We start from the raw sequence: 26,575 nt of genomic DNA on the forward strand, positions 1-26,575 counted from the left end.
AGTAGACCCGACACCTACCCACAAACTATGCAAGCCATCCAAATTACCACATTCCAAGCTTTGTGGCGCAGCCTGGGCCTGATAATCAAAGCCGCACCAATAGAGCTCCGAAATTTAATAATACTCAACATCATCGGCGGTGCTGCCCCATCGGCCGTGCTTTTTTTAGATAAATTAATCATTGATGAAGTATCTAGGTTGCTATCGCAAACCCAAACAGCACAGCCCTTTGCTTTAATGCTTTCCCGGCCAATATTGCTGTGGAGTATTGCCGGAGTCTTAAGTCTCAGGTTAGTCGGCGATGCCCTAGACACAATGGGCTCTTTTGTCTCGACATCTTTGCGCGATCGCGTTCAAGGCTTTGTCGAAGGAAAAGTCATCGAAAAAGTCGCCAATTTCGACGATATTGCCCTCTTTGAAAACCCCGAACTATTAAATATAGTAGAATTAGCCAAAACGGGAGTATTCAAAATACAGCAACTAGCCTTTACCATCAGCATGACAGTCACGGGAATTTTTATATTTATTCCATCGATAGGCCTTGCTGCTGCGATAGCTTGGTGGGTGCCAGTGCTGATGTTGATTTCATCCTGCCCCTCAATTTACATCCAAAGAAAATATAGCAAAATCATCTGGAGAGTTCAAAGAAAGCAAGCTAAAATAACTCGTGAAATGAACTTATCCGCTAGAGTCTTGACGGGGGAAGAATACGCTAAAGAATTGCGTTTGTTTGGGTTGCAGGAACTTTGGCTCAAACGCTGGCAAGGTCAGTTTTTGCAGTTTTTTAGCGAGATGCAGCAAATCCGAAAAAAAGGAGCAATTGTTTTACTTTTGTGGTCAGTCTTTAGTAGAATCGGAGTAGCTTTGCCATTTGTTTATGTGGTAATTGGAGCTTTGGGTGGTCGCTATACTTTGGGAGATTTGGCGCTTTATTCGGGTTTGATTGTTCAGGTGGAGCAAAGTTTGCAATTACTTATAGGCAATTATGCTAATTTGTACGATATCTCTCTCGGTGTTAGTCCGATTTTTCAACTGTTAGAACTCAAACCAGAATTGCAGTCTCCGCTTGGGGATGTAGCATCTCGCCTGCCTAGTTTACCAGATGGCGGGCAAGATTCCCCCCCCTCAAAAGATAAAATTGGCATAGAGATTAAGGATTTATCTTTCTGTTATCCCGGTAGCAATAAAAGCACGGTTGAAGATATCAACTTAACGATTAATCCGGGTGAAATGCTAGTGCTTGTTGGTGAAAATGGCGCGGGTAAAACCACCCTTGGTAAACTCCTCGGCCGCCTGTACGACCCGACAAGTGGTACGATCGCCTGGAACGGCAAAGATTTGCGATCGTACTCTCTAGCATACGTGCGATCGCGCATCGCCGTAGTCATGCAAGATTACGCCCGTTTCCCCTCCACAGTCCGCGAAAACGTCGGTTTCGGCGACTTGCTTTCACTGTCGGATGACACCGCAATTAATGAAGCTATTTCCGAAGCAGGAATTGCAGCTAAAGTCAACAGTTTAGAGCAAGGTTTAGAGACTCCGTTGGGGAAACAATTAGAAGACGGCATCGACTTATCGGGGGGACAGTGGCAAAGAATTGCGATCGCCCGCGCCTTAATGCGGCTTTCTACAGCCGAAGTGCTCATTTTTGACGAACCAACCGCCGCCCTCGACCCCAAGACAGAACACGAAATTTACAGCATCTTCCGCCAAATTGCCGCTGGGAAAACCACGATTGTCATCAGTCATAGGTTGGGATTGGCCAAAATTGCCGATCGTATCGCCGTCATGGAAAACGGTAAAATAGCAGAAATAGGAACTCACGACGAGTTGATCGCATCAAACGGAATTTATTGTGCGATGTTCACACGTCAAGCTAGTAGCTATATTTAGAGTGAAATCAACAGTCCGCCAGGGGTTAAAACCCCTGTCTCATAGCGAAAGTCGGTTGAAACCGACTGGGGAGATATTGCAAGGCTTGTTCAAAAATGTGTCTTTCAGTCCTCTTTGAGAGGACTTTTGCTATGAGACGGGGGTTTTCAACCCCCGGCGGACTTGTGGGTTAGCGTGGGGAATTTTGCGCGGGTGATTGTGATAAATCATCGCGGATTTGCGATCTAATTTCTCTCGTTAGGTGGCGAGAAACCGGGTTTATGCGACAATTTTCAGTTGAGTACGATAAATATCGGAAGAAACCGGGTTTCTGGGATGATTGTGCGAGATAGATTTATGATAGATTAATCTCATTTGTTTTGTGGCAAAGTCTCGATCCCCCCTAGCCCCCCTTAAAAAGGGGGGGACAAAAGTCAAATACAAATTCCCGCTTTTTGAGAGGACAAAAGTTCGATTCAAAGTCCCCCTTCTTAAGGGGGATTTAGGGGGATCTAGCCTTCGAGGTAAAGCAGAGATACCTGTTTTACTGTTGAATGCGATCTTTTTGAGAAAATTGTCAGAAAGTGCGAGCTATAATAAAACCAACCTAGTTGGCGATAATATCAACGATGGAAACTATAACTCTCAACCTACCTGCAGCCGTCGCTTTAACCGACGAACAATTTTATCAATTGTCCATCGCTAATGAAGAGTGGCGATTAGAACAAACCCCCGAAGGAGAACTAATTATTATGCCTCCAACAGGCGGCGAAAGCGGCATAAGAAATTCCGATCTCAACCTGGGACTCGGTTTGTGGAATCGTCAGACTCGATTGGGAAAAGTCTTTGACTCTTCCACTATCTTTCAATTACCCAACGGTGCGAAGCGTTCCCCTGATGCTGCTTGGGTACTCCTAGAACGTTGGGAAGCATTATCCGCAGAAGATAAGCGCAGGTTTCCTCCCCTGTGCCCGGACTTTGTAATAGAATTGCGATCGCAAAGTGATTCCCTAGAAACATTGCGGGCTAAAATGCGGTATTATCGAACTAACGGCTGTCGCTTAGGTTGGCTAATTGACCCCCAAACACCTTTAGTAGAAATCTATCGGTTGTCTGAAGATGTAGCAGAAGTAATTAATTTCTCTTGTGACCAACCGCCTACACTTTCAGGTGAAGATGTACTTCCCGGATTTCTTCTAGATCTTACACCTATTCTCAATCCTTGAATCTAGATCCAGAACTGTCGCCCAAGTGGCGAGAAACCGGGTTTCTGCGACAATTTGGGTTGAGTACGAGAAATAAGGGAAGAAACCCGGTTTCTGAGATGAGCCTCCATCCACAAAAATGATGAGCAATTATCTCCCCGTCAACGTATCCGCATAAGGATCGGGCAAAGCTTGCTGCACCTCCAAAAGCGGCAAAGGATCTCCAGTCAACGGTTGGCTAATCAAATTTTTTTTTACCCCATCCCCCTTACGATCGCGCTCTTGCAAATGCGATAATTCCTCTTGATAAACCGCAACAATCCGCGCCAAACTCGCCGCCAAATCATCCCAATTATCATCTCCTCCCAACTTCTCAGAAATTCCCTCAAATAACTCTCCCGCTTGCCTTTTTTGAACATAAGCTTTCAAAAGCTTTCCCGACTTTTGCAAAACGGCCTGATAAATATCCCCATCAGACCACCACAGCCCCTGTTGACTCAGCAGCCAAGTCAAAATATACTCGCGAGCGTGTTGCTCCTTCACCCAGGCCGCGAGATACTGCAAATCTTCCATAGTTAAAACAGTCTCCTCAATTTTCCTCAAAATGTCCGCTTGTTTGTATCTACCGTTACCGCGATCGACATAATACCTGCCTTATCATCACCTGCCCGCGTCATTAATATCCCTTAAATCTTAAAAAAACCCTACTGATTTACCAAACAGCAATTCTGAGAATATAAAAATAAACCTAAACCTCCTAGGTCTATTGTCCAATACTTTTAGTCCACCGGAAAGCGGTACACCCCGCCTCGCTTTCCTCTCTCGCAAACCTATCATCAAGCGGGAACAACCAGCGGGTTATTAGCATGACAAAGCAAAATTTTGGTTTAATCGGTCTAGCAGTGATGGGCGAAAACCTAGCGCTCAACGTCGAAAGCAGAGGCTTCTCCGTGGCTGTATACAACCGTACAGCAGCCAAAACCGACGACTTCATGGCCCTACGCGCCCCCGGCAAGAACATTATAGGCACCAAGACTCTGACAGAATTCGTCGATGCCCTAGAAACCCCACGGCGAATATTAGTAATGGTGCAAGCTGGCAAACCCGTAGATGCGGTCATCGACCAGCTCAAACCCATGCTGTCACCGGGCGACATGATTATTGACGGCGGCAACTCGCTATACGACGACACCGAACGCCGCACCAAAGATTTAGAATCGATGGGGCTGGGATTTGTCGGCATGGGCATCAGCGGCGGCGAAGAAGGCGCGCTGAATGGTGCTAGCTTGATGCCCGGTGGCACCCGCACTGCTTACGGCCTACTAGAGCCAATTCTCACCAAAATTGCGGCTCAAGTAGATGATGGCCCCTGTGTCACTTTCATCGGCCCCGGTGGCGCCGGCCACTACGTGAAGATGGTTCACAACGGTATTGAGTACGGGGATATGCAGCTCATTGCTGAAGCCTACGATTTGCTCAAAAACGTTGGTGGATTGAACGGCCAGCAGTTGCAGGAAGTTTTTGCCGAATGGAATACCACAGACGAACTCAACTCGTTTTTGATTGAAATTACGGCTAATATTTTCAAGTACAACGACCCGGAAACTAAGCAACCCTTAGTTGAGGTAATTATGGACGCAGCCGGTCAAAAAGGCACCGGCCGCTGGACTGTTATGAGTGCTTTGGAATTGGGCGTGAGCATTCCCACAATTATCGCTGCTGTGAATGCGAGAATCATGTCTTCTTACAAAGACGAGCGCGTTAAAGCTTCCCAAGCACTGACCGGGCCTAGCGGCAAGTACGAAGGCGATACTAAAGAGTTTGTGAATAAAGTCCGGGATGCGCTTTACTGCTCGAAGATTTGCTCCTACGCGCAAGGCATGGCGTTGTTGAGCGCGGCCTCGAAGTCCTACAATTACGACTTGAGTTTGAGCGAAATTTCCAGAATTTGGAAGGGTGGCTGTATTATTCGGGCTGGCTTTTTGGACAAGATTAAAACAGCTTTCAAAGACGACCCCACGCTGCCGAATTTGCTGTTAGCGCCGGAGTTCAAACAGAGCATTCTCGATCGCCAATCGGCTTGGCGAGACGTGTTAGCTACTGCTTGCAAACTGGGGATTGCAGTGCCAGCATTTAGCGCCTCGCTGGACTATTTCGACAGCTACCGCCGCGAAAGATTGCCGCAAAACCTCACGCAAGCTCAGCGTGATTATTTTGGGGCTCACACCTACGAGCGCACCGACAAACCGCGCGGCGAATTCTTCCACTCTGAGTGGACGCAGACTGCTAAAGAATCGCTGCAAACCGGTACTACCGATTAATTAATTTTTGTAGGGTGCGTTTCGGCGCACCTTACAGATAGAACATGAGATTACTGCCAACTAATCTTTTTCCTGAATCCACACGGATACTGAACCGCCTTGACAGCGAAACTCGCCCCAACCCCACTCGTTAGTAGAAACAGGTTCCTTAATATGCCCTGTTAAGTCCACAAACTTAGCATGAGGTTTACCAACTTCCATCCACTTGAAACCCTCCGGGCCGTCACTCATAATTACTGCCATTGCTTGTGGATGTTTCCCATTGCCCAATCTCGTCCAGCCAATGGTATTCCAATGATCGAAATAGTCATATTGAGGGCCGTAGGCGAAGTGTTTGCGAGCATGGAGCAACTTATCAATTAGCGATCGATGAGACGGCATAACAATCTTGTACCGATTGCCATCACGCCCCCAATCTTCATATTCTGCACCGTAATAATCGCCGTAGAAAACGCAGGGATAACCTTCTCTTCGCAATAGAATAATCGCATACGCAAGAGGTTTAAACCACGGTTCTACAACAGATTCAAGTGCTTGCAGCGGTTGGGAGTCGTGGTTTTCGACAAAGGTTACTGCATGAGTCGGTTGCTGCTGCATCATTGTACCGTCTAAAATGCGCCGCATATCGTAATTACCACTCTGTTGGCTGGCGTAATGAAAGTTGTAATGCAGCGGCACGTCAAAAACGGACATTTTGCCCTTAACTGAACCGACATACCAGTGCAGGATATCGATATTTGGTGCCCAATACTCACCGACAACAAACAAATCTTTGCCGACATATCGCTCCATTTCATCCAACCATTCCGCAAAAAACCAAGACGATATGTGCTTGATGGCATCTAAACGGAAACCGTCGGCACCTGTTGTGTCGAGATACCACTTACCCCAGCGTGTAATTTCATCTCGTACCCATTGATCCTGGAAATCCAGATCGCACCCCATTAAATAGGCAAAATTGCCATTTTCTAGGGCAACATAGTCATCAAACATTCTCCCTTCTACCAAATAGACTGTGCCGCGATCGTCTGGATTGTATTCGTTGTAATCTACTGCGTCAAAATGCCACCAGTGCCATTCAAATTGGGAATATTTACCTTTGCGTCCGGGAAAGTTAAAATTGGTGTAGCTTTTGATTTCTTGCAACCAACCTTTGGGATTTAGCCGATCGTGGTAAGGATAAGGAGTTGCCTTAAATATCTCTGCTGCATCTGCACCAATTTTATGGTTTATAACTACATCGGCATAGATTTGGATCTGAGATTGGTGCAGGGCTGCGATCGCATCCAAATATTGCTGCTTAGTACCATATTTGGTGCGAATTGAACCTTTTTGGTCGAATTCTCCCAAATCAAATAAGTCGTAAACCCCATATCCAACGTCGCTTTGCCCACCCATTCCTTTGTAAGCTGGGGGCAGCCACAGTGCGGTAAAACCTGCATCTGCCAATTCTTGTGCTTGATTTTTCACCTCATCCCACAGGGTTCCTCGATCGGGAATGTACCAGTGGAAATATTGCATCATCGTGCCGTTGATATCTGCCATTTTTCACCGCCTTGAGATGATACTGACAATTTAAGGCGATCTTAGGCTAGAGCCTTGCCCATTGTCACTGTATCCCCATTAATTTTTGCTAAAACTTCGGTTTGGGTGTGATTAAAGTTTTGTTACAGTTCTCAACTAAAACATCTCTTGACTTTCGCCTGACTCTTTGAACCATACTTGAACTTGAGTGCAGACAAAAAGTCCAAGTCCTAGATCGGGAATCTAAAAGAATCAGTAATTAAGATCACAATGTGCTTGTTATCTTACTTGTGACCTTAGTAGATAACTATACTGAGCAAATCTGTTACCATCATAATTACTCCTTTTAAAAAAATGTAATTTTATGAAATCTTTTATTGGAAGAGCCGCTGCCGTTTTGGGTGTGATTGCGACATCGGTACTGGATACATTGAAAGAAGAAGAGGAAAAAAAGCGTTTATTAGACAGTGGTATTCTGGAAGTGGATGGAATGACGGGAAAAGAGTTTGAAAAATTTCTAGAGGTTCATTTTATAAATTTTGGTTATACTGTTACTTTAACTCAAGATAGTCAAGATTATGGGGCGGATTTAATTTTATACAAAGATGGCTCCAAAACCGTGGTTCAAGCGAAAAGAAGCAAAAATCCAGTTGGGATTAAAGCAGTTCAAGAAGTAGCAGGAGCCGTCAGGCATTACAAAGGAAATAAAGGCAGAGTCATCACCAACAACAGATTTACGGAAAATGCTTACAATCTTGCTAAATCTAACGACATAGAGTTATGGGATAGAAAAAGACTCATCGAATTCATCCTGACAGCTAAGAAGTGTAAATAATTGATCTACCAAAGTGAGTTATATATAAAAGATGCACTGCTTTCCCAGTATCTTTAATTTCACTGATGATGAATCATGCTACAAATTTCTAATACAGTGTTCATAGACGATCGCGAAATCGAGATTAGTGCGATTCGATCTCAAGGGGCGGGGGGGCAAAATGTAAATAAGGTGGCGAGTGCGATTCACTTGCGCTTTGATATCCCAGCTTCCTCATTGCCCGATCGCTACAAGGAGCGTTTGCTGCAAATCAACGACCAGCGCATCACCTCCGAAGGTGTGATTGTCATCAAAGCCCAGGAACACCGCAGCCAGGAACAAAACCGGGAGGAGGCTTTGAGACGGCTGCAAGAACTGATTAAAAGTGCGATCGTCATACCGAAAAGGCGCAAACCCAGCAAAGCAACTCGTAGTTCCCAGCGCAAGCGTCTCGACAGCAAAACCAAGCGAGGGCAGATTAAAGCTTTGAGAGGGAAAGTCACGGATTGATCGATGAAAAGTCGATCGGGCTTTTTGAGTTTTTAGTTGTCAGTCGGGATTTGGTGGGCCTAAGTCGTTAGGTAAATCGTTAAGCGTTTTTCCCAAAGCTTTGCAAAGAGCTTTCATTTGAGCAATGGTCAGTTCGGGTTCGTCTAATCCTCGTTCCCATTTGCTAATGGCTTGCTGAGTTAGGGTTTTTGTGCGGGTTTTGTCGGGAATTTGTTTTGCTAAGGCGGATTGCGATAAACCAACAGCCTCCCGCAAGATTTGCAGTGCTGGTATATCTTTGGACTCTTGAGTTTGTTTCTTTCGGGGCATATCATAGCAAATTCACAACCAAAGTTGTTGACAAATTGGCAAAATACAACTATGGTTGTTTAATATAGAGACAACACAAAGGCGGCTCCTTTAGCCGGACGGTGGAAACGCTTTGGTTTAGCGAGCTGCCTTATTTGTAGTTTCTACCCATTATGCCTGCATAGCCTTAGTATTTTCCGGGCTTGGGTGCATGACTCAAGCCCTTTTTTCTCAATACCGAAAAGGTGGTGCCATGTAAAAGGTCGATCGACCTCACAGCCCAGTTTAAAATTCTATCAAATATCAAGACCATGATTTAGCTCTGTTTGTTAGCTGTTCCTCGGCGGAACGTAATCATCAACAAGTCCTGAAACATCTAGCCCGATCGAGTGACAGAACTGTTTCAAGCTAATATTTAGGGCTGTACAGATGGCTATTGCAGTATCAACTCTGGGTTTTTGTTTTCTTTTTTCTATTGAATACAAAGTATCTTCAGAGACTTTCCCCGTCAGTTGCTGGCTAAGCTCTCGGCGACTCAAGCCCCTGTATTCTCTAATTTCTGCAAGGCTCATTTCGTATAAATCCCGTACTTCTTGATTCATGGTGCAGAATATTTCGTAGTTTACCCTTGACAAAAACAATAAGTCTGACTAAACTACGAATAAGGACATAGCAAAGCGGTTGGGCGAGCCTCCTTTGGTCAAAATGCAGGTTTGAAGAACCGCCTCATTTTTCGTGTCTATCAATTGTGCTTGCATACCCAAGCGTATTTTCGGGGGTTGGGCGCATACCTCAAGCCCCTTTTTTCTCAACGCCGAGGAGGTGATGCCATGTAAAAGGTCGATCGACCTCACAAGACAGCCTGACTCAAAATTGTATCAGCAGTAATAATTTTTTAACTGTTGGTTTAATTTAATTGCTAATTCGGCCCAAAGCTCTCTGGAAGTTCATCGATTTTTTCTATTTTTAGTTCTCGGCAAATAGCTTTCAACTGAAAGAGAGAAAATTTTGGTTCTGTGGCTCCAGATATCCATCTATGATACGTGGCCCGGGGAATCCCGCATCTAAAAGCAAACTCATCTTGTGATAAGTCTGTTTTGTTGATTCTTAGGGCTTCCAATGGTGAATTGCCCTCCTGTCTTCGTTCTTTTCTTGATGACATTGTAACATAAATCTCAAATTGAGATGTCATACTTGACAAATTTAAATCGACATCTCATAATGAGACACAAGTGACAGAACAAAAGCTGGTCGGTCAGGCCGAACAGCCAAAACCAGCAGTTTTGAATAACCGCCTTGAGGTGATGCGATGTAAGAGGTCGATCGACCTCACAGGACAGCCCAACTCAAAATTGTATCAAAGATCCAGACCAAAACTTCTCCTTTGCGATCGCACAACTTCCGTGCTATCGTGCCCTTTCTCGAACCATTCCAGATCATGTCCACATCAATTGACAACTTCTACCTAGGCGATGTCGCCTCCAACTTTCACTTTGCAGGCCCGCTGCTAGACTTTGAAGAAGAAATCCAGAATCAATCTCCCTTTCACGATTTAGACTACCTGACTGGCGAAATTAAAAGGGGATTCCTAGACTACGTGCGTCAAGGAATCATGCTGGACGCGATCCGAAAACTGCGATTGTACAAAGACAAGTTCAAAACTTTTAAAAGTTACTGCGAACAAGCATTAGGTCGGCAGTATTTTTACTGCACGCAAATTATCAAAGCTGCTGGCATTTGCCTGCGCTTAATTAAAGCCGGATTTGAGATTTTGCCTAGCTGCGTTGCTCAAGTTGTTCCTTTGTTCAAACACGCAATTACCGACCAATATGGCGACTGTCGTTTACAGGAAAAGTGGCAAGAAGTTGTCGATGTTATACCAAAAGAAAGGATTACCGCAGTAACTATTGCCGAAACAGTTGACAACAATCCCAACCTCCGGCTAAAACAAATTCGCATTAAAACCGACACCTACGCCATTTTAACCAAAAAAGCAGCCGCAGCCGGACTGTCAATTTCGGAATTTTTGGCAAGGTTGGTTGGCGAATACAATCCCAGCAATTTAGACCAGCCAGCGGAACATACTCCCGAACAAGAGGAGATTTTAGACCAATTAGACGCGGAGTTTAAGAAGCCGGCAACGGAACAGACTGCAACTTCTGCCCCAGGAAAAGTTAAGTCTAAAGGTTTTGGAGTCAAAATTGAGCCTAAAGGTGGTAAAAGGGAAGTTAAGGCGAAAACTTCGGAAAGGGAAGTTAAGGCGAAAACTTCGGAAGGTGAAGTTAAGTTCAAAAATCGGCAAAGTGAAATCAAAGCCGAGAAACAGTCGAATTCATTTAATGAGAAAAATCATGAAGTCATCTGCCCAAAATCCAATCATGCGTCAACTGAAATTAATGGAGGCTCAACTGAACGAAATTCAGTGCCACCTTATTAAAGCCACTGTGTTGAATTGGTGGCAAATAGTTTTGCCTGACGGACAAAAGATTGCGATCGAGCACGCGGGTGGCGGACACTGGATTTTTCGGGCTAACGGGCTTGAGAAATCTCATCCAGAAGTGCGGCTAGCGGTGTTAAGGGCGATCGCCGAAGGCTGTCGCCGATAAGTTACGGCCCAGGACACGGCGCGGTGCCGTGTCCTGAGATGGACTGGCGGACTGGTGCGCTGGGGGCGATCGATATTAGTTGCGATTGCGATCGGAATTTCCCAACTGTGGGGCAAAATTTAAGGTTCCCGCGTTTTAGGGAGATAATTTGTTATTACCGCTTATAAATACCCCAGTAAAAGCAAGCTCGAACTAGAAGCGGAATTTAATAACCTCGCCGAAGAATGGCGTGCAGAAACCAGGATGCTGTCATTGGTTGCACAGAAGTCAATGCACGCAGCTTATCAGAGAATTATTGGTATGGGCCCGGCTGTTGTCCCGTTGATTTTGCGCGATCTCGAACAAAAACCCGATCATTGGTTTTGGGCGTTGAGGGCAATTACTGGTGATAATCCAGTAAAACCTGAACAGCGCGGTCGAATGAAGCTGATGACTCAAGCGTGGATAGAATCGGGAAAAGAACACGGTTATGAGTGGTAGGCTGGATTACCGTAAAATCTTGAGATTTCCGAATTTAGAGCGTATGACAATTATTAAATTTTTATCCCTGAACATTCTGACTAGCAAATTTTTGAAGAATACCCTGGCTAGGATGAGCGGACAAGCTAACCAACTTATTAACAAGTGCCACGGGAAAAAGAGCAGAATCATACATATCACAGCGTAAAGCTTCTACGTTGTCTAGTATTACCTGTAAGTTAGGTAAATCAGTAGGGTTGGGAGTTTTCTTAAGTTTACGAACAGGCATAGAAACAACGTGCATCTGCCCTCCTCTCGTCTTAAAAATAATCTTGTGCCCATAGTTGCTCGTATAAGCATAGGGATTGTTAGGATCTCCTGTACCTGGTAAGATGTATCGGTAAATGTAATCGTCATTAAGAATGACTGCCTGCCCCGGCTTTAGCTTCTCTTGGATTGCGTGGGCATGATCCACAAAAGCACCACTTTTCTCTAAACCAGCTAATAGAATATTATGCTTATCTAGAAGCCAATTAACCAAATCATTCATTGGGTCATGTAGTAAAGCTGTTTGCCCAAAAAATCCAGTTGATCCATCTTTGATAAAAAGAACTTTTTTGAGAATTTCTGGTTGACTACGTAGCAACTGACGGATTATATGAATGATAATTATATGTTCGATAACATTCAGTAAATAACCCAAAATTCCCGCCGCTCCGGTTTCCTCGTCAATAACTTCATGGAGCCTAAAAATATCAGTTAAATGAATTTTTTCTCCGGTTTCTGGACATTTAAACATATAATTGGCCATATCTCTCTCTGACAAAACAACTTGATTCCCGACTGGACTTAAGGGGTTAGTTGCTAAATTCCAGCGCTTATCCTTTTCGGTTTTATTTCCTTGTTTATAGCGACGGAATATAAACCACGCCAGAGTATCTACTAAGCTATGTTTTTCTCCTAAATTATTATTACTGAAAAACTCGAATATCGCTGTAAGAACAGTGGCTTTGAGAGTATTTTTATCCTTAAAGCAAAGATTCTTGGTTGGCAGAGCTAGTTTTAATCGTTCAATCTTTCTGAGCTTTGCCATATCTTCTGGAGCAATAAAAGCTGCTGCATCAATTTTGGCAAGATCCTCCATCTCAAAATAGAGCGCGCCAAACTGTAGAAAGTGCATTGTTTGTGAAGGAAACCCCTTATCCAGAATAACCTCCGTATAACCGCCATCCACAGCAATAACCGCTTCTACAGGGTTATTTTGAGGAGGAGCAAAATCTACAGTCATATCTATTAATGAAATACCAGCATCTTTGGGAGGCTTATAAATACGCTCCATTGTGCTTTGAACTTCAGGGTCGTTAATAATGTGATGATGCGAAGCCTTACTCGCACCCTCAAAAGGTCGCCGATTGTTTTTACTGGTATATCCCATATTTTTGAAAAAGTCTCGTAAAGTAAGCTAATTTTCAGGGGGAAAGCGATCTATCTGGACTGGAATAACAAAGGGGTTGCTGTAGGTTTTCATCCGAACAAAACCTTTGTCGGTGTCTTGGCTGAAGCGAATTAGGCTTTCAGTGAAGTCACTGAAGTCATAATACTTTCTTAGCTCTTTAATCTCATCCTCGTTGTTCAAATGAGAAATAAACCAGTTTTGAGTCGCTTTAAGGATGTTGCTACTAATCGAGCTAACTTCTTGAGTAGCATAAACTAAACCGAGGTTCAGTTTTGCTCCTTCTTTTGCCAGCCTGTTATAGATTTGGGATAAATCTTTATCGTCTTTCTTAGGGAATAGATTGTGAGCCTCTTCAAAGTAAAACTGGATGAAATTATTTGGATGAGTGCTGGTAAAACGATTAATCGCATCAGCAAAAATACATAGACAAATTTTTTCGCTAAACATTACTTGTATCTCAGGATTTCCGAGGGAAAGGTCAACAATGACTATCTTTCCTTGTCGTAAATTACTTAAAATATCCTGGTCAAACGGTTGTTGAACGGTACTGGTATGTTGCTCGCGAATCGGATTAAGTATACGAAACCCAGAAACGTTAGCATTTCCACCCGATCTACTTTTACGAGTGAGCATCACTAGCAAAGCTTTTAAATCCTCGTCGGCCCATTCGTACCCTTTTTGTCGTCTATAATTAGAGAAAACTTCATCAGGATCTTCGTCATAAACATCCCAAAACATTTCCCACCAGTTTGCAGCTTGTTCCAAATTCAACCCTGAATTGGGATCGACATTTTCTTGTACAATATTACGAACATCCTGATTGGCCGTAAAACAGACTAGAGGGAAATTAGATGGAGCTTTAAAATTGGCTCGATATAGGCAACACAGATAAACTGCGACTCGGCGATCGTACCGTGCTTTAGCAGATCTATTAGTAGCATAATCTTCGGGTCGAGTAAAATCTATGGATGTAAAACTTCTTATATAGTTGCTGCTATTATTTGCAACACTAGGATAGCTTCTAATTAGTCCAAAACCATTTTCAATTTCCCGATAAAAATTTACTTTCATTTCCAAAAAGTCGGGTTTTGGTACAGTCGAGTATCGAACTGTCTGGCTTTGATATAAATCAAAAATTGCAGTTCCCTGATCCTGTAAATTTGGGTTGGCATATTCACCGTTAATGTCAAATATAATCTGCCCAATCGGATACTTAGGATTATTATCCTCTGTAAGGTTATTAAGAACTTCCTCTGGAGTTTCTTTTCTTTCGTCTAGCTTCAGTGGTGCGTTGTTGCTCATGTCAACACAAGCCTGAATAATCTTCTTAACCGTGTTGGATTTACCTGTTCGAGTCATACCAAAGAGAGCTGTGCGTTTTCCGGCAAAATCTGGGGCTTGGACATACACAGGAACTTCCTGTTCAGTTTGCTGGAAGCGACGGCTGGAACTGTAGCGAACTTTTCCAATCTTGATATCTCCAGAGCCTCCAGGAGTTCCATTTTCTCGATAGTTAACAATCGCCTTTAAAATATCAGATGATGGTTTAATTACTGAGTAATTATGGGCGCTATAGAAGTTTTCTAAGTCAGCACCGAAGCGAGTTATTCGGTCTTTATCAACGTAGAAAGATCCTAGCACTGAACATTCTAACCCACTGAAAGAAAATTCGTAACGAGTAAAAGTATCTAGCTGGGAGTGTTTATTCTCTCCTGTTTTAATATCATCCTTGTAATATTCCACCATACTACTAATAACGTTTTGGTCGGTGGGCAGCTTACTTGGTTGAATAACACGAAGAAGAATTGCTTCGGCGTTATTCTTGTCGTCAAGTTCGTTGTCATAGTAAGCAAGAAGGAAGCAACCTTGAGGAATGCCTTTAGCTCTCTGCTTCCAAGCATCGGCTACTAAAATTTCTGCTTTATTATAGCTAAGTCGGAAGGGACGACCAACAAAAAAGCCCGTATCCCAATCTCCATTAGACTTGCTCTTAAAAATTTTAGTCTGTGTGAGTTGTTGGCTAATGCTCATGATGTTATTACTGATGTTGGTTGGTAAGGGCAGGATCTTGAAAGCGAATTCTAGACTGTTCTACATATTTTTCCTCAGCATCTATGGCTATCCATTTACGATCTAGTCTAGCTGCGGCATATCCAGTAGTATTACTTCCTGCAAAAGGATCTAGGACTAAATCTCCCGGGTCTGTTAGAAATTCAATAAAAAAAGCCGCTAGACCCATTGGCATCCTAGCAGGATGAGGAGTAATTCCTTTTTTTTTACAACTTTGTGAAAAGAAGTCATTAGAGTTGCTATTGGAAAAAGAAAAACCATTGGGTAAGTTAGGCAAGCGAACTTGTCTGTTATCATCCATATTTTCTAGTTCAAATAAGTTATGAGCAATAGAGCCTCCGCAATCTCTTAGAAAACTTGTTTCACCAATTTTATGTTGAGAAGGTCTTGTTCCGGAATTATAGCGTCCTGTGGAAAGGAGATATTTCATACGTTCACTATAAGGACGCAAAACTTTAGAGTTGTTTGCTTTTGGGAAATCACTTTTAGCAATCCACCAAAGGCGAGTATAACTATCTACAGTTCTAATTCGCTTAACTGTAACCCAGTGAGCTGGGGAGGGAAGCCTGGATGGATTATAGCAGACGAACTCTTGTATTAAACGAAGTTGACATTCGGGATGAGAAACAAAATTCAATAGAGATTGTAAAGGTAGTAAAGATTGAACAGGACGGCCTGGTTCCCAACTGTTACCAAGTTCAATAACAATAGAGCCATCGTTTGTCAGCATTTCAGCAAAGATTGGTGCTAACTCCGTAAACCACTTAAGATAGTCATCTCCTAACATATTGCCATAGCTTTTTTTACTATTAAGAGGAAAAGGGGGAGATGTCATAATTAGATTGACTTGACCGTTTAGCTGTTGACAAGAGGGAGTCTTAAGTATATGTTCACTTTTGCCAACGTAATAGCGACCAGAGTTAGTTTCTTGAGCTGGGGACACCAAATTATTTCCTTACTTATGTTACTGACTGTATCAAAAGGCTTTTCAGGGTTTACAAAGTATTCTGCATCAAATTTATTCTACAGAAGCCGATCATAAAACAATTTATGTAATTATAAAACTTTATCAGTGACAAATAATTTGTTACGCGCAAAACAACAAAACCCGCTACACAGAGCGGGTTTAATAAGATGGACACAACTGGACTCGAACCAGTGACCCCTACGATGTCAAGGTTTAATTTGCATCGCTCAAACATATACGGGATATAGGATTTAAGCATTTTCAATAACTGATATATCAATTTAATCGCTTTTTTTAGATTTAGATTCTTGATTTTGTTGATTTTCTTCGCGAATCCTTAACCATTCCAGCAGTCCCATGCGAACGATCGAAGCCAGCGATTGACCCGGTTCGATCGCCTGAGCTCTAAGTCGCTCGCGTAACCCACCCACATCAAATGTGAGCCGATCGCGAGTATCCCTACTTTTTCCTTTTTTACTGTTTTCCTCGCTCATAAATCTAGCATATTCGATGAGCGAAACAAATCTTAGCTAAATATTCAAGTTTTTTCTTGACGCAACATCCATTGGATGTTACAGTTTGTTTAAACGCCCAGAAAAGTGTTGGTACCACTTTTCTGGACTTTCAACCAATGCCGGCAGACGGCACTAGGAGACAGAAATATGTTACTACAGACGGAATATCCGATCGTAGTTGAACGGAAATTCAACCAAAAAGCGATCGTGAGAGGATTCGGAAAAACAGCGGACGAAGCAGCAAACAAAGTATTTGCCTCCGCTCGGGATTATGGCTACTGGGACGCAACAAAAGCTTACCCGAAGGGACAACAAAACCAATCAGTGGCAGAAACTGTAGGTGGAGAAACCCCAGAACGTGGTGATGGTAAGCGCTAGACTCATTTTTTTTACTCTATCGTGAGCTACTTGAAGGGCTCAAAAAAAGGGTACTAAAAGTAGCTCATGAGATACGAGAAAAAGTGTCGAAAACCTTACACAGTCCAGTATCAAGACGAAGCGGGTAGAGCTAATTACTGGACTCGATCGCAAATAAAGCAAATCCTGGGGAGCGTCGGCCGTAAAAATAGACGCAAACCAGTACCAATGTCGGAAGCAACTTTTAAACGCCGACTGACATTGCTAGAAGAAGAATGCCCAGAGTGCGATCGAGTTCTTCATTCCCGTAAATTTTCAGATTTTCAGAAACGCTGTCTGGTTCAGGTTGAAGAAATTTTCGTTGCCTGCGATCGAGATATCGAAAAAACACGCAAATACTTACAAAACGTAGGACTTAACATCAATGACTACACTATCTAGAGTTGAGCTAAAGTTTGAACTCGGACTAGGTAAAGTGTCCGACATTACCACCGTCCGCAAAGCGCTCGGTCATCGTAAATGGCAAAATGCTCAGGTTGAGGGCGTGGATATCGACGAAGTACGGGAATATTACCGTTTGATTCGTGAAGAAATGAAGAGTCCGACTGACGCATTGCTAGAAATTGCTTCCAAGCGCACCGGATATGCTGAGCACTGCGATGATATCAACGATAGTGAAATTGACCATTCTCAAAACCGAGACGGGCAGGAAGAAACCAGTCAGCTAGTGATGGCAGTTCGAGGGGCAACATCTGAAGCAGCCCTGGCGATGACTGATGTGGGTGCTGCTGCTGCTGCTTCGGTTGTTGATGCCTTCTACATCTCCCTGGGAGACAATGTAATCGATCAGCTTAAAGCTCGATCGACAAATACTCGTGCCAATTTCCGAGAAATAGTTAGCTCAGTCGAAAATGCTCCCCTCGATCTTCGTAACGGTAGCTTGCCAGGAAAAAAAAATACACCGAAACAGATCACTGGTGCTTGGGGTTAATTGAATCCTGCATAGAATTAGCTACAGCTTTTAGCGATCGGCTAATTCTAGAAGAGCAAGCTCGCTCAGCTAACCGAGAAAAGTTTCTTATGGCTTTGGTTATTTATGCGAGTTTGCTCTCCTCAGATTCATCAAAATGCGATTGTTCTAACAAAGATAAAAAGGAAAACACAATGATTCCTATAACCTCTAATAAGGTTTATGATTGGGACCCAAACCAGAAAGTTTACGTCTACAGTGCTGATAAAAAATGTTTGGAACTGTGCCGAGTAATTGACGTGGATTTGTCAGACTTAGGCGATCGAACTCGGCTTCTGGAACCAGTAGACGACAACCTGCAACTCTGCAAACCAAAAGAACGAGAAATACCTCCTAACTGCGTCGGAGGTAGGCATTGCCCTTATCCTGGAGTTTGTTACCGTTTCGAGACTGAACAACAAGATTATGAATGCACTTTCCCCACTGTTGAAGATCAGTTGGCACTTGATGATTGTTGGAAATAATAGCGAAATTGAGTTACTACTCCTGACTAGCGTAATTCTAATCAGTTGCTTGATTCTTCTACTCAATATCGTCAATGTGTCGCGAAATGTTCGGCAACTCAACAAAGTTAAAAACATTCAATTCCGATACAAAAAATTGAAGGATGACAAAGGGTGGAAATAACGCCTGAAATACAAGCCATTCTCGATTTCTTGAAACAGTTTGGGAAAGGTAGTACAGCCGAAATTGCTTTCTGTACTCTAATCGAAGAATGGCGCGTAGAAATTGATGTTCAAGACATGGCTGATGAAGGTTGGGTCAGACTCTCATCTGATAACGAAAGTAATACGATCGCAAAACTGGTAAACCACAGCAAAGATTATTAGGAGGTAAGGATGGTAAAACGATTGACAAGCATGAGCTATGAAGAGCTTCAAGCTGAGCGCGATGCCAACGAATTGCTCAAAAACAATCTGAAAGCTCAAATCGAACGGGTCACTGATACAAAGGTTTCTTTGAAGTTAACTCAAGAACTTTTGCAGCTATCAAAGCGCAATGAAAAACTGGCAGAACGACAAGTGGTTTTGATGTCTAAGGTCAAAAGACCGATCAATATGTCGCTTGATGAAATCGAAGCGGAAATCCAACAGAATAAAGTTACGATCGCCAAGTTTGAAGGAGAATTAACATCCAGTGATTTTAATACACGGTTTAACGCCAGTCAAACACTACGGAATGTGGACGTAAGACAGAAAGCATTAAATGGTCAACGAATCGCGCTTTTGGAACATTCGATCGCAGAATTAAGGAAAGAAATGAATGCCACGCAAAAACGCTAAATCAACTCTCATTCTGAAACACCAACGGCAACCTAAACAACCTAAACCTCAAAGAAAGAGTGATTATGTCCCTGGGTTTAATTACATTTTCCAAGACGGTTATCTGTCTAAAGTTGGTTTGAGTGAAACACCCAAAACACGCCGATATTTCCTGTCACGAGAATATGGAGCCAATTTACAAATTAGGGCGATCGTGTTCACGATGAACATGAGACTGACAGAAAAAACGATGCACAAAATGTTTAAGCGCTGGAATGTTCACCGAGAATACGGCTTAGACGGTAGGACAGAATGGTTTGAAGCACCTCCTTACAGAGTTTTACTGATGCAAGTCACGCTATTTCTTCTCTGTTGGCTGGTCAATTTCGCTTACTTAGCTCTGACTATTTTAATTTTAATGCTCTTTTCCTCTCTGGTTTTTAGATAATATGCTCAACAAATTCCTGCAACTATTCCCAAATCTGTTGGCTTCTCAGGAAAAAGTTACTCAGGTTTCCCGAAAACTTAGTAATAAAATCTTTCAAAATTGTAATCAGGATGCTCGACATCTACTGCCAGGTTGCTATTTCTATGCAGGGTTGCAAATTAAAATCAAGTTTTTCTCTGCATATTCAGAATTCCTGAAAGAAGATATCGAATGTTGGGATTGGATAATCTATGACGGTTTTGGGCAAGTAATTCTACACACTGGGATCGGAGATACGAGAGATGATGCTGTTGCTCTAGCTCAAGCTTGGACAGTCGAATTTCTTCAGGGCAAAGTACCTTTTGTAATGGTTCCAGGTGATCAAAATGCTTAAGAAAATCTTGAATCTTGTTCCAATCAACATTCTTCAAAACATTGGTAGTTCGATCGTAGAAATCTTACACGAAAAAGATGAACTACGGAATTGGCAGCCGGATCAATCCGATGTAGCAGAAACTTTCTGTTATATGAACTTAGAAATCAAAATCGTTGCCTGTGCAAAATTGAATTACTGGTACTGGTATTGGTTTGTTTGCGATGGTCGAGGTGCTGAAATCCTTAGAAATGGAACAGCTACTACTGAAAATGATGCGATCGCTCTAGCTCTAAAATGGGCTAATGCGTTTTTAGCCGATGATGTTGATACTTTAGCTGAGGAAGAAATAGATGTTTAATTGGCTATTCGGCACAACTCCAGCAACAAATCAATATTCTCGCAACATTTACGTTTTCAGCAGCCGTCGCCCAACCCAAATTTTTACATTTTACGGTGATGCGGAAATTTGTGTGATTCAGGCAATGAAAGCAGTTGAGCGCAAACTTCCCAAACCTGAACCGGGAGAAATGGTGAAAATTACAGCTTACCTAACACCGGATGGTTTACCCGAATAATGCGTAAAAATCTTAAACCAATGCTGAATCTGTTACCTGATTCGATCGTCCTAGCGTTCACAAAACAACTGTTGATTTACCTAAAACTGAAAGGTGCAATCACAGAATGGGTGATAGATCCACCAATCTCTGACGAATATGACCATTATGGATTGATTATCCGGCTGCGCTGCTTTCATATTGACGGAGATGAACGCTGGAGCGAACAGTGGAACTGGTATGTCTATGACGGTATGTATCGGTTTCTCAATCAAGGCATGACCTATGACTCCGCTTCCTCCCTGCTGGCAGCTAAAAAGTGGATTAACGATTTTATGAACTATGACGATGAAGAATCTGATGAGGTAAGCAATAATGTTAGATAAATTGTTGAATTTATTGCCAGAGCGCACCGTTAGCCAACTAGCTATCAAACTCTTGCTTAATCTCCAAACTAGAGGTGTTGTAGAGTCTGACTCTAATTCTGATGAGGAGTATGACTATTTAGGCTGGGTAATCAAACTGAAATGGAGTGAATCAAAAAAGGAAATGAGTTGGTGTATTTACGATCGACTGAAAGAAGGAGTTTCTTACAGCAGAAAAACAGCTTTGTCTACGGCAGTAAACTGGATCGACAATTTAGAGCCTAATGATCCAACACAATTAGATTAAGAGGAAAAACAATGCAACAACTACTTGACCCAGAACAAGATGTATTGACTTACCTTCTCTCCACCCTAGTCGGTGGCGCTCTTGATGAAGAGGGTGAACAGATGTTGGAGGATCTATTCGACATCTCAACCGCTAACTTGAATCAGTTAACTCCCCAAGGTTGGGCTGCGATCGGCGATCGGGCAATTCAAGCAAAATGGTTTCTTGACCACATCAACGAAATCAAAGAGAAATTTAAGCTACTCATTGACGCACAAATTTGTTTCCGTGAGTTTCAAGCCTGGTTGATGGAAGCTGGCTATACAGGCGCTGAAAAGATTAAGAAAGCTCAGATAGATGTTGCTGTAGCCCGTGCCAAATACGGTGCAACCGTAGAAGTTCAAGATTATCGACTTACCAAAAAGCAAGAACAATTCACAGGGGAAGTTGAACAAGACAAGATTTTTTGGGACAACACAGTAATTGCTGCTCTAGCTAAGAAAGTTCTGGAAGTTGATGCAGCAACTCAAAGAATGCAAGGAAATCCAGAGTTTGCTGCTGAGTTAGAAAAATGGAAAGAAGATGGAACCAATATCTATAAGCAAGCTGCATACGGTTTGAAATTTGGTACTCATGGCTTGAGCCATCCAGCTCTCGGCGGTTCGACCTCTTCTCAAGTCCAAATTAGTCAGTCTAGCTACTCTCAACCTCAATTTATTTCAGCGTCAGGTGTAGCTAATAGTCGATCGAGAACATCCACAGCAGTCAAAGCAAAGGATTCAATCAATGTCGCCGTAAATTGGTCAGGCGACATAGCAGGCAAAGCTAAGGGTGTTGCTTCGCAGATAAATCGTGGTTTCTCAAGATTTAGTAGTTTCATGAGAGGTGAAAGTTGATTATTTCAAAGCATCAAGTTTTCAAAGTGGTTAGTTCGATCGATACCACAGCAGACGCTAAAACAAACACAGGTTGGGTAACAACAGATAATCATGAACCGGGCATAAAACTACCCAACAGTTACGGACATTTAGTAGTTGCTGAAACTTCGGCAATAGAGAATATCGAAATTTGCCCTAATTGTTGCTTAATGTACGGTCAACCATCTAACAAATGTACTAATCATGTTCTTCCAAACTTCACCGTTGCCGAAAAGACTTCCTCCACAGCAACAACAACAGCAACAGCAACTGCCACCAGAGACAGAAGCACTCGTTTTTAAGCCGTCAGCGCAACTGAAACACCTCAAAAATGTCAACAACTGGCTATTTTTGGTAGTGAATTTCTCGATCGGCATCGGCATTGCAAATTTATTTCGGCTCTCGAAAGCGCATCTTTTTCTAGGAATTGTGGCAATTGTTCTCAGCTCTCTCAGTCTGTTTTTCATGTCCCCCGCCGATCGCTCTTATCTCGGACTCTGGCGAACGGGCGGTGCAGCACTGGGAATCGGAGGAGTTTTGACCTTCTGGGATTTGTATTATCTCCTGACCTGGCAGCATGGTTTGGCGATCGCAGCTTTCGTCGTCTTCGCCATGTGGATCATTGGTGCGGGTAGTAAATAACACTTCTCTCCTGGCTGGTACGGTTGTTTCGTTAAGTTAGCCATCACCCCTGCCGGGAGATTTTTACTCGTCACTCATCAGTCATCACTCATCAGTCATTAGTCATCAGTCATTAGTCATTGGCTCGGCATCGGACATCGGACATCGGGCATCGGGCATCGGGCATTGGGCATTGGGCATTTGGCATTGGGCATTGGGCATTGGGCATTGGGCATTGGGCATTGGGCTTTGGATTTTGGATTTTGGGGATAGGAGTCAGACATGGGTAACAGGGTAACGGTCGGGTCATTTTTCGGAGCATTTTGCTGTTTGGGACTGGCATTGATGCCGCTTCCGTTTGATCGCTGGGTAGGAGTCAGGCAAGCCAGTTCTCTTGGTGCGATCGGCTGCGGATATTTCGGCTGGCGCGACAGCCAGAAAAAAAAGGAACAACTCGAACAGCAAGAGCTCTGGGAATTTGAGCAGCGACTAAAACAGCGAGCGCTTGATGCTGCTGTTAACTCCGCCCTCACCGAGGTTCTAGTTGAGGAGGTAGTAGTCAAAGAAAAAATCCGCGCCGATGCCTCAGTCAATGTCTACAAAGCCGAGACTCAGCAGAATTATGTCCGAGTCATGGCTCACGATCACCCCACCATCCTTGAGCATTTTCTCAAAAGTTCACAACCCCCAGAATCAGAAACAAAAACAGATTTTGATTCTCACTCAGAAACAGAAACAGATTTGATTTCTGATTCTGTTGTTGATAGTGTTCCGGGTGCTGTAGCAAGAGAGAAAACCGAAGAAGAGAAGAGAGCGGAGTATATAGCTGCTGTCCGATCGAAGTTAATCAAATTGATTGAGGAACATGAGGGAGGATGGATCGCACAACTAATGCACAAACCCATCCTAATTTATGGAGATATGGGTAGCTTTAAAAGTTACTTCGCAGCTTTTTTAGCACTGTGCCGGCATTACTTGTATGGTCACAAAATCATCTCAATCGCTGACCCTCACTTTCACCAAAATTATGATGAATGCTGGAAAACTTTGGTTAAGTTGGGAGTTCCTGGCTATGGCGCAAATCAAAATTTTGAGGAAGTTGGTCAACAACTTAACGCCATGTACGATCGATTCAAAGTCCGAACTTTGAAGGATGATTGGCTGACCTCTATCTTTGATGAAATGACACAATATGGCTTTGAAGAAGGTACGGCGGAACCTGCCAGCAAACTAACCAGAAAAGTTGTTGGCGACCCTCGCAAAGGTAAAGAAGCACCTATCTTTATTGCTCATAATGATACTAACGCTGCCTTTGGGGGGGGCGATGGTTTCAGTAAATCTGTCAATTCAGGAGTCATCAAACTACAGTTACGATCTGACAGTAAATATCAGCCACTTTTCAAAGGAACTATTTCGGGCATCAAAGATGAAGAAGGAGAGTGCATCAAAGATTTAGCTATTTCGATCGCTCCTTACTGGATACGTCCTGAATGGGTTTATGAATTATTTAATTTAGAAAATACTCACTCGGCGAGTCAAGTTATCAGTAGTTCAAAAATTCAAAACAAATCTGATAAAAAACTTGACTTGCAAAGCCGAGAAAGTGAAGTAGAATTAGACACAGAATCGGAAATTGATAGACTAAATCGGGCATTAAATCAGTCGGTATCTTGGGATTATTGGTTAGCCGAATCAACGACTGAAGAACTCGATCGACAAATAGATTTACACCGATCGCAATCCACCCCCAACACGGATAGTTTACCAGATAATTCAGCAAATAACTCAAGTGAAGAATTATCACCTTTGGATAACCTTATCAAAAGCGAGATAACTCCAAAAGCCTTACCCAGAGAGGATTATCCAGTTATCTGGGATGCCGAAGATTTCGCAAGATTACTGCCAAACGAGTCAGAAACAGCAGTTTTTGAGCGCATTTTGGAATTATCCGATAAATATACAAGTGCCAGCAAACTCATACAAATCGGTTTGGGTTTCACCCAGGGAAGAAGGAAGCCTCGAAGTTATTCAGATGTAGGGAAAAAGTGTTTTCAGTACATAGTAATGAAGTACGGCACACCCTCTCTGATTGCTAAATTCAAGGATTACTTGGAAAAGAGGTAAGTCCAATTCATCCTCTAGTCCATCGTCAATTCGATGGTAGTACATCAATCAAACAAAACTAGGAGACAAAATGCGTAAACCTACACCAGGCGAATCTTTATTTCTTGCCGGAACCCTGACAACAGCGATACTGGCAACTGTTGAAATTGTCCCCGATGTAATGCAAGAATTACAAGAGGAGGCGCGTCAGGCAAGTGAAGCATACAAGCAACAAAAGTTGGTCAATCCAGTAGACTCTTTTACTGCCGGAGCAATTATAGGTATAGTAGCTGGTTCAGCAGTAACATTGAAGGTTATAGCGGAGAAAATGAATAACAATCCGTAATTTATAACCAAAAACTAAATCTCATAGTAAAATCATTCTAAACCGTGATTTTACTATGAGATTTATGGATCAGTTAGCAGTTTTGTTTTTTGTCTTAGGTATTGTGGTGGGATTCTTAATGGTACTATTCCTCAACCAACTCATCTAGTAATATTGGAAATGTTCTGAGCTTAACAATGCGAGGTGGTTTGTTACTAAAAAAGCTCCAAACAATTAATGCAAGCCCAGCAACAAGTTGACCATGTTCGTTGGTAACGAATTTGCAAGCAACAAGCAATTCTGCGATGCCTGCGATACCCCCGAAAACAGTTGACAAAATATCTAATTGTTCTTGAGTAGGTTTTCTAAAGTTCATAGTTTTCTAGAGTAATTTAGTCTTGACCTTCATCGTCATCGTCAAATTGTCTTTCGATCGATTCAATAATATTGCACGAGCCAATATCCAATTTTTTTTCAATAGCCTCCATTCTACATTCTAAAGTTATCCATCGAAGTTTATTCATATCTTGCCAGCGCCGTAACTTAAACGCAGTAGATATTGTATCGCTTTCTTGTTTTTTGCTAAAGTTGTGACAAAACTTATCAATTTTGTAGACTAAATCAACCTTAATTTGTCGAGATGCTAGCCAAAAAATATAAGTTGAGATGGTTGCAATAATACCGATCGAACCCGCAACATAATCAAGCGTTTCTTGCTTCATTTTTCCATAGATTAGAGTTTGTCACCTGGAATGATAGTTGTTGGAAATACAAAATTTGGGTCAGCAATATACCGTGGGTCAGACTTGACGCGATCCATAAAATCAAAGTGTTCGTCAGGATCGCGACCTACAAAACATCCAGCTCCGGCGGTGTAAATGTCGTTCTTAGGGTGACCGTACCCGTGGTGCTGATTTATGCCGAAGTAACCTTCATCGATCGCATCCCCAGTCCTCATCATGTCCCGGTTCCAATCTCGGTAAACGCGAACAGGTGCAACCTGGATAAGAGCTTCGTGCGGGTGAGAGTAACCGTGAAGGCCGACTTGCCAAGCTCGATACTGCCCAAAGGCAATTCTAGCGGCACCGTTAGGGTTCATCGGATTGTCGGTGTAGTAGTAGCCCGGTTCGGTTGTTGCTTCCCAAGCACCTTCGATCTGGGGCAATCCATCATAAAAAACTAAAAGCAGTCGGGCATCATTGAAATGATTTGGAGTATCGGCATTGAGGGTTCCGTCCGGGTTCATCCCTTCCACATAAATTATGTTTTTTTCTCCCGCTCGTGTAGCCAATTGGTAATTTTTGGCTTTCATATAGTTAACAATTTTTTCAGCTAATTGCATTCT

36 protein-coding genes are annotated in these 26,575 nt (G+C 42.9%); 24 read left to right on the forward strand and 12 right to left on the reverse strand.

Annotated elements, in window-relative coordinates; translation table 11 throughout:
* Positions 1-27 precede the first annotated feature (27 nt).
* Together QUA25_RS14205 and QUA25_RS14210 are read left to right on the forward strand one after the other, a co-directional pair.
* Positions 28-1,893, forward strand: coding sequence for an ABC transporter ATP-binding protein (locus QUA25_RS14205; protein ID WP_333038814.1), 1,866 nt, complete (start codon positions 28-30; stop codon positions 1,891-1,893).
* A 608-nt stretch (positions 1,894-2,501) separates the two neighbouring features.
* A complete protein-coding gene (locus QUA25_RS14210) occupies positions 2,502-3,098 on the forward strand; it encodes a Uma2 family endonuclease (protein ID WP_333038815.1) in 597 nt (198 codons plus the stop codon).
* A gap of 129 nt (positions 3,099-3,227) precedes the next feature.
* Here QUA25_RS14210 and QUA25_RS14215 read toward each other — a convergent pair whose 3' ends face one another.
* Positions 3,228-3,650, reverse strand: coding sequence for a hypothetical protein (locus QUA25_RS14215; protein WP_333038816.1), 423 nt, complete (start codon positions 3,648-3,650; stop codon positions 3,228-3,230).
* A 293-nt stretch (positions 3,651-3,943) separates the two neighbouring features.
* On the opposite strand from QUA25_RS14215, the gene gnd reads away from it, so the two are divergent.
* Complete coding sequence (gene gnd / locus QUA25_RS14220; protein WP_333038818.1) at positions 3,944-5,398, forward strand: decarboxylating NADP(+)-dependent phosphogluconate dehydrogenase; 1,455 nt, start codon at positions 3,944-3,946, stop codon at positions 5,396-5,398.
* Between the two features lie 60 nt (positions 5,399-5,458).
* On the opposite strand, the gene QUA25_RS14225 is transcribed toward gnd, so the two are convergent.
* On the reverse strand, positions 5,459-6,943 hold the full coding sequence (locus QUA25_RS14225) for an alpha-amylase (protein ID WP_333038820.1): 1,485 nt from the start codon (positions 6,941-6,943) through the stop codon (positions 5,459-5,461).
* Positions 6,944-7,286: 343 nt separating this feature from the next.
* On the opposite strand from QUA25_RS14225, the gene QUA25_RS14230 reads away from it, so the two are divergent.
* Together QUA25_RS14230 and arfB are read left to right on the forward strand one after the other, a co-directional pair.
* Entirely contained in the window at positions 7,287-7,757 is a 471-nt protein-coding gene (locus QUA25_RS14230; protein ID WP_333038822.1) for a restriction endonuclease, read from the forward strand.
* Positions 7,758-7,832: 75 nt separating this feature from the next.
* Positions 7,833-8,246, forward strand: a complete 414-nt coding sequence (arfB, locus tag QUA25_RS14235; protein WP_333038823.1) for an alternative ribosome rescue aminoacyl-tRNA hydrolase ArfB — start codon at positions 7,833-7,835, stop codon at positions 8,244-8,246.
* Positions 8,247-8,285: 39 nt separating this feature from the next.
* Here arfB and QUA25_RS14240 read toward each other — a convergent pair whose 3' ends face one another.
* The 3 genes from QUA25_RS14240 to QUA25_RS14250 all read right to left on the reverse strand — a co-directional run bounded on the left by QUA25_RS14240 (position 8,286) and on the right by QUA25_RS14250 (position 9,726).
* Positions 8,286-8,555 carry a helix-turn-helix transcriptional regulator gene (locus QUA25_RS14240; protein ID WP_333038826.1) on the reverse strand — a complete coding sequence of 90 codons (270 nt, stop codon included), beginning with the start codon at positions 8,553-8,555 and terminating at the stop codon, positions 8,286-8,288.
* A 308-nt stretch (positions 8,556-8,863) separates the two neighbouring features.
* Positions 8,864-9,136 (reverse strand): helix-turn-helix transcriptional regulator, encoded by a 273-nt coding sequence (locus tag QUA25_RS14245; protein ID WP_333038829.1) that lies wholly within the window; start codon positions 9,134-9,136, stop codon positions 8,864-8,866.
* 317 nt (positions 9,137-9,453) lie between these two features.
* Entirely contained in the window at positions 9,454-9,726 is a 273-nt protein-coding gene (locus QUA25_RS14250; RefSeq protein ID WP_333038831.1) for a helix-turn-helix transcriptional regulator, read from the reverse strand.
* A 246-nt stretch (positions 9,727-9,972) separates the two neighbouring features.
* On the opposite strand from QUA25_RS14250, the gene QUA25_RS14255 reads away from it, so the two are divergent.
* From QUA25_RS14255 to QUA25_RS14265, 3 genes are all read left to right on the forward strand, one after another.
* Positions 9,973-10,971: a hypothetical protein gene (locus tag QUA25_RS14255; RefSeq protein ID WP_333038832.1), complete on the forward strand. Its 999-nt coding sequence runs from the start codon at positions 9,973-9,975 to the stop codon at positions 10,969-10,971.
* Between the two features lie 7 nt (positions 10,972-10,978).
* Positions 10,979-11,140, forward strand: a complete 162-nt coding sequence (locus QUA25_RS14260) for a hypothetical protein (RefSeq protein WP_246276752.1) — start codon at positions 10,979-10,981, stop codon at positions 11,138-11,140.
* Between the two features lie 243 nt (positions 11,141-11,383).
* A complete protein-coding gene (locus QUA25_RS14265) occupies positions 11,384-11,620 on the forward strand; it encodes a hypothetical protein (RefSeq protein ID WP_333038835.1) in 237 nt (78 codons plus the stop codon).
* 61 nt (positions 11,621-11,681) lie between these two features.
* Here the strand turns inward: QUA25_RS14265 and QUA25_RS14270 are convergent, their stop codons facing one another.
* The 4 genes from QUA25_RS14270 to QUA25_RS14285 all read right to left on the reverse strand — a co-directional run bounded on the left by QUA25_RS14270 (position 11,682) and on the right by QUA25_RS14285 (position 16,586).
* On the reverse strand, positions 11,682-13,034 hold the full coding sequence (locus QUA25_RS14270) for a hypothetical protein (protein ID WP_333038837.1): 1,353 nt from the start codon (positions 13,032-13,034) through the stop codon (positions 11,682-11,684).
* Between the two features lie 27 nt (positions 13,035-13,061).
* The gene (locus QUA25_RS14275; RefSeq protein WP_333038839.1) at positions 13,062-15,086 is read right to left on the reverse strand and encodes a helicase HerA domain-containing protein; all 2,025 of its coding nucleotides are present in this window, start codon (positions 15,084-15,086) and stop codon (positions 13,062-13,064) included.
* Between the two features lie 7 nt (positions 15,087-15,093).
* Positions 15,094-16,068, reverse strand: a complete 975-nt coding sequence (locus QUA25_RS14280) for a site-specific DNA-methyltransferase (protein ID WP_333038840.1) — start codon at positions 16,066-16,068, stop codon at positions 15,094-15,096.
* A gap of 305 nt (positions 16,069-16,373) precedes the next feature.
* Positions 16,374-16,586 (reverse strand): hypothetical protein, encoded by a 213-nt coding sequence (locus QUA25_RS14285; RefSeq protein WP_333038842.1) that lies wholly within the window; start codon positions 16,584-16,586, stop codon positions 16,374-16,376.
* Positions 16,587-16,754: 168 nt separating this feature from the next.
* Here QUA25_RS14285 and QUA25_RS14290 point away from each other — a divergent pair, with 168 nt between their 5' ends.
* The 16 genes from QUA25_RS14290 to QUA25_RS14365 all read left to right on the forward strand — a co-directional run bounded on the left by QUA25_RS14290 (position 16,755) and on the right by QUA25_RS14365 (position 25,251).
* On the forward strand, positions 16,755-16,985 hold the full coding sequence (locus QUA25_RS14290) for a hypothetical protein (RefSeq protein ID WP_333038844.1): 231 nt from the start codon (positions 16,755-16,757) through the stop codon (positions 16,983-16,985).
* 66 nt (positions 16,986-17,051) lie between these two features.
* Positions 17,052-17,405, forward strand: coding sequence for a hypothetical protein (locus QUA25_RS14295; protein WP_333038847.1), 354 nt, complete (start codon positions 17,052-17,054; stop codon positions 17,403-17,405).
* Positions 17,389-17,955: a hypothetical protein gene (locus QUA25_RS14300; RefSeq protein ID WP_333038849.1), complete on the forward strand. Its 567-nt coding sequence runs from the start codon at positions 17,389-17,391 to the stop codon at positions 17,953-17,955. The genes QUA25_RS14295 and QUA25_RS14300 overlap by 17 nt, the downstream gene beginning before the upstream one ends.
* 173 nt (positions 17,956-18,128) lie before the next feature.
* Positions 18,129-18,458 carry a hypothetical protein gene (locus tag QUA25_RS14305; protein WP_333038851.1) on the forward strand — a complete coding sequence of 110 codons (330 nt, stop codon included), beginning with the start codon at positions 18,129-18,131 and terminating at the stop codon, positions 18,456-18,458.
* A 153-nt stretch (positions 18,459-18,611) separates the two neighbouring features.
* Complete coding sequence (locus tag QUA25_RS14310) at positions 18,612-18,824, forward strand: hypothetical protein (protein WP_333038852.1); 213 nt, start codon at positions 18,612-18,614, stop codon at positions 18,822-18,824.
* 9 nt (positions 18,825-18,833) lie between these two features.
* Complete coding sequence (locus QUA25_RS14315; protein WP_333038854.1) at positions 18,834-19,277, forward strand: hypothetical protein; 444 nt, start codon at positions 18,834-18,836, stop codon at positions 19,275-19,277.
* Complete coding sequence (locus QUA25_RS14320) at positions 19,258-19,704, forward strand: GIY-YIG nuclease family protein (protein ID WP_333038856.1); 447 nt, start codon at positions 19,258-19,260, stop codon at positions 19,702-19,704. Before QUA25_RS14315 ends, QUA25_RS14320 begins: the two co-directional genes overlap by 20 nt.
* A 37-nt stretch (positions 19,705-19,741) precedes the next feature.
* Positions 19,742-20,077, forward strand: a complete 336-nt coding sequence (locus QUA25_RS14325) for a hypothetical protein (RefSeq protein ID WP_333038857.1) — start codon at positions 19,742-19,744, stop codon at positions 20,075-20,077.
* Complete coding sequence (locus QUA25_RS14330; RefSeq protein ID WP_333038858.1) at positions 20,070-20,417, forward strand: hypothetical protein; 348 nt, start codon at positions 20,070-20,072, stop codon at positions 20,415-20,417. Before QUA25_RS14325 ends, QUA25_RS14330 begins: the two co-directional genes overlap by 8 nt.
* Positions 20,410-20,634, forward strand: a complete 225-nt coding sequence (locus tag QUA25_RS14335) for a hypothetical protein (RefSeq protein WP_333038860.1) — start codon at positions 20,410-20,412, stop codon at positions 20,632-20,634. Before QUA25_RS14330 ends, QUA25_RS14335 begins: the two co-directional genes overlap by 8 nt.
* Before the next feature lie 20 nt (positions 20,635-20,654).
* A complete protein-coding gene (locus tag QUA25_RS14340; protein ID WP_333038862.1) occupies positions 20,655-20,999 on the forward strand; it encodes a hypothetical protein in 345 nt (114 codons plus the stop codon).
* Positions 20,989-21,285, forward strand: a complete 297-nt coding sequence (locus QUA25_RS14345) for a hypothetical protein (protein ID WP_333038865.1) — start codon at positions 20,989-20,991, stop codon at positions 21,283-21,285. Before QUA25_RS14340 ends, QUA25_RS14345 begins: the two co-directional genes overlap by 11 nt.
* Before the next feature lie 11 nt (positions 21,286-21,296).
* On the forward strand, positions 21,297-22,160 hold the full coding sequence (locus tag QUA25_RS14350; protein ID WP_333038868.1) for a hypothetical protein: 864 nt from the start codon (positions 21,297-21,299) through the stop codon (positions 22,158-22,160).
* Positions 22,161-22,385: 225 nt separating this feature from the next.
* Positions 22,386-22,823: a hypothetical protein gene (locus QUA25_RS14355; RefSeq protein WP_333038871.1), complete on the forward strand. Its 438-nt coding sequence runs from the start codon at positions 22,386-22,388 to the stop codon at positions 22,821-22,823.
* 261 nt (positions 22,824-23,084) lie between these two features.
* Positions 23,085-24,926 (forward strand): hypothetical protein, encoded by a 1,842-nt coding sequence (locus QUA25_RS14360; protein WP_333038873.1) that lies wholly within the window; start codon positions 23,085-23,087, stop codon positions 24,924-24,926.
* A 70-nt stretch (positions 24,927-24,996) separates the two neighbouring features.
* The gene (locus QUA25_RS14365; protein WP_333038875.1) at positions 24,997-25,251 is read left to right on the forward strand and encodes a hypothetical protein; all 255 of its coding nucleotides are present in this window, start codon (positions 24,997-24,999) and stop codon (positions 25,249-25,251) included.
* A 124-nt stretch (positions 25,252-25,375) separates the two neighbouring features.
* Here the strand turns inward: QUA25_RS14365 and QUA25_RS14370 are convergent, their stop codons facing one another.
* Genes QUA25_RS14370 through QUA25_RS14380 form a run of 3 tightly spaced genes read right to left on the reverse strand, consistent with a single transcriptional unit; the run spans position 25,376 to position 26,572 of the window.
* The gene (locus tag QUA25_RS14370; protein ID WP_333038877.1) at positions 25,376-25,606 is read right to left on the reverse strand and encodes a hypothetical protein; all 231 of its coding nucleotides are present in this window, start codon (positions 25,604-25,606) and stop codon (positions 25,376-25,378) included.
* A gap of 16 nt (positions 25,607-25,622) precedes the next feature.
* Entirely contained in the window at positions 25,623-25,952 is a 330-nt protein-coding gene (locus QUA25_RS14375) for a hypothetical protein (protein WP_333038879.1), read from the reverse strand.
* A gap of 11 nt (positions 25,953-25,963) precedes the next feature.
* Positions 25,964-26,572 (reverse strand): hypothetical protein, encoded by a 609-nt coding sequence (locus QUA25_RS14380; RefSeq protein WP_333038882.1) that lies wholly within the window; start codon positions 26,570-26,572, stop codon positions 25,964-25,966.
* Positions 26,573-26,575: the final 3 nt, after the last annotated feature.

Origin of the sequence: Microcoleus sp. Pol17C6 (genome assembly GCF_036701145.1) — a bacterium.
In the GTDB taxonomy this organism is placed as follows: Bacteria; Cyanobacteriota; Cyanobacteriia; order Cyanobacteriales; family Microcoleaceae; genus Microcoleus.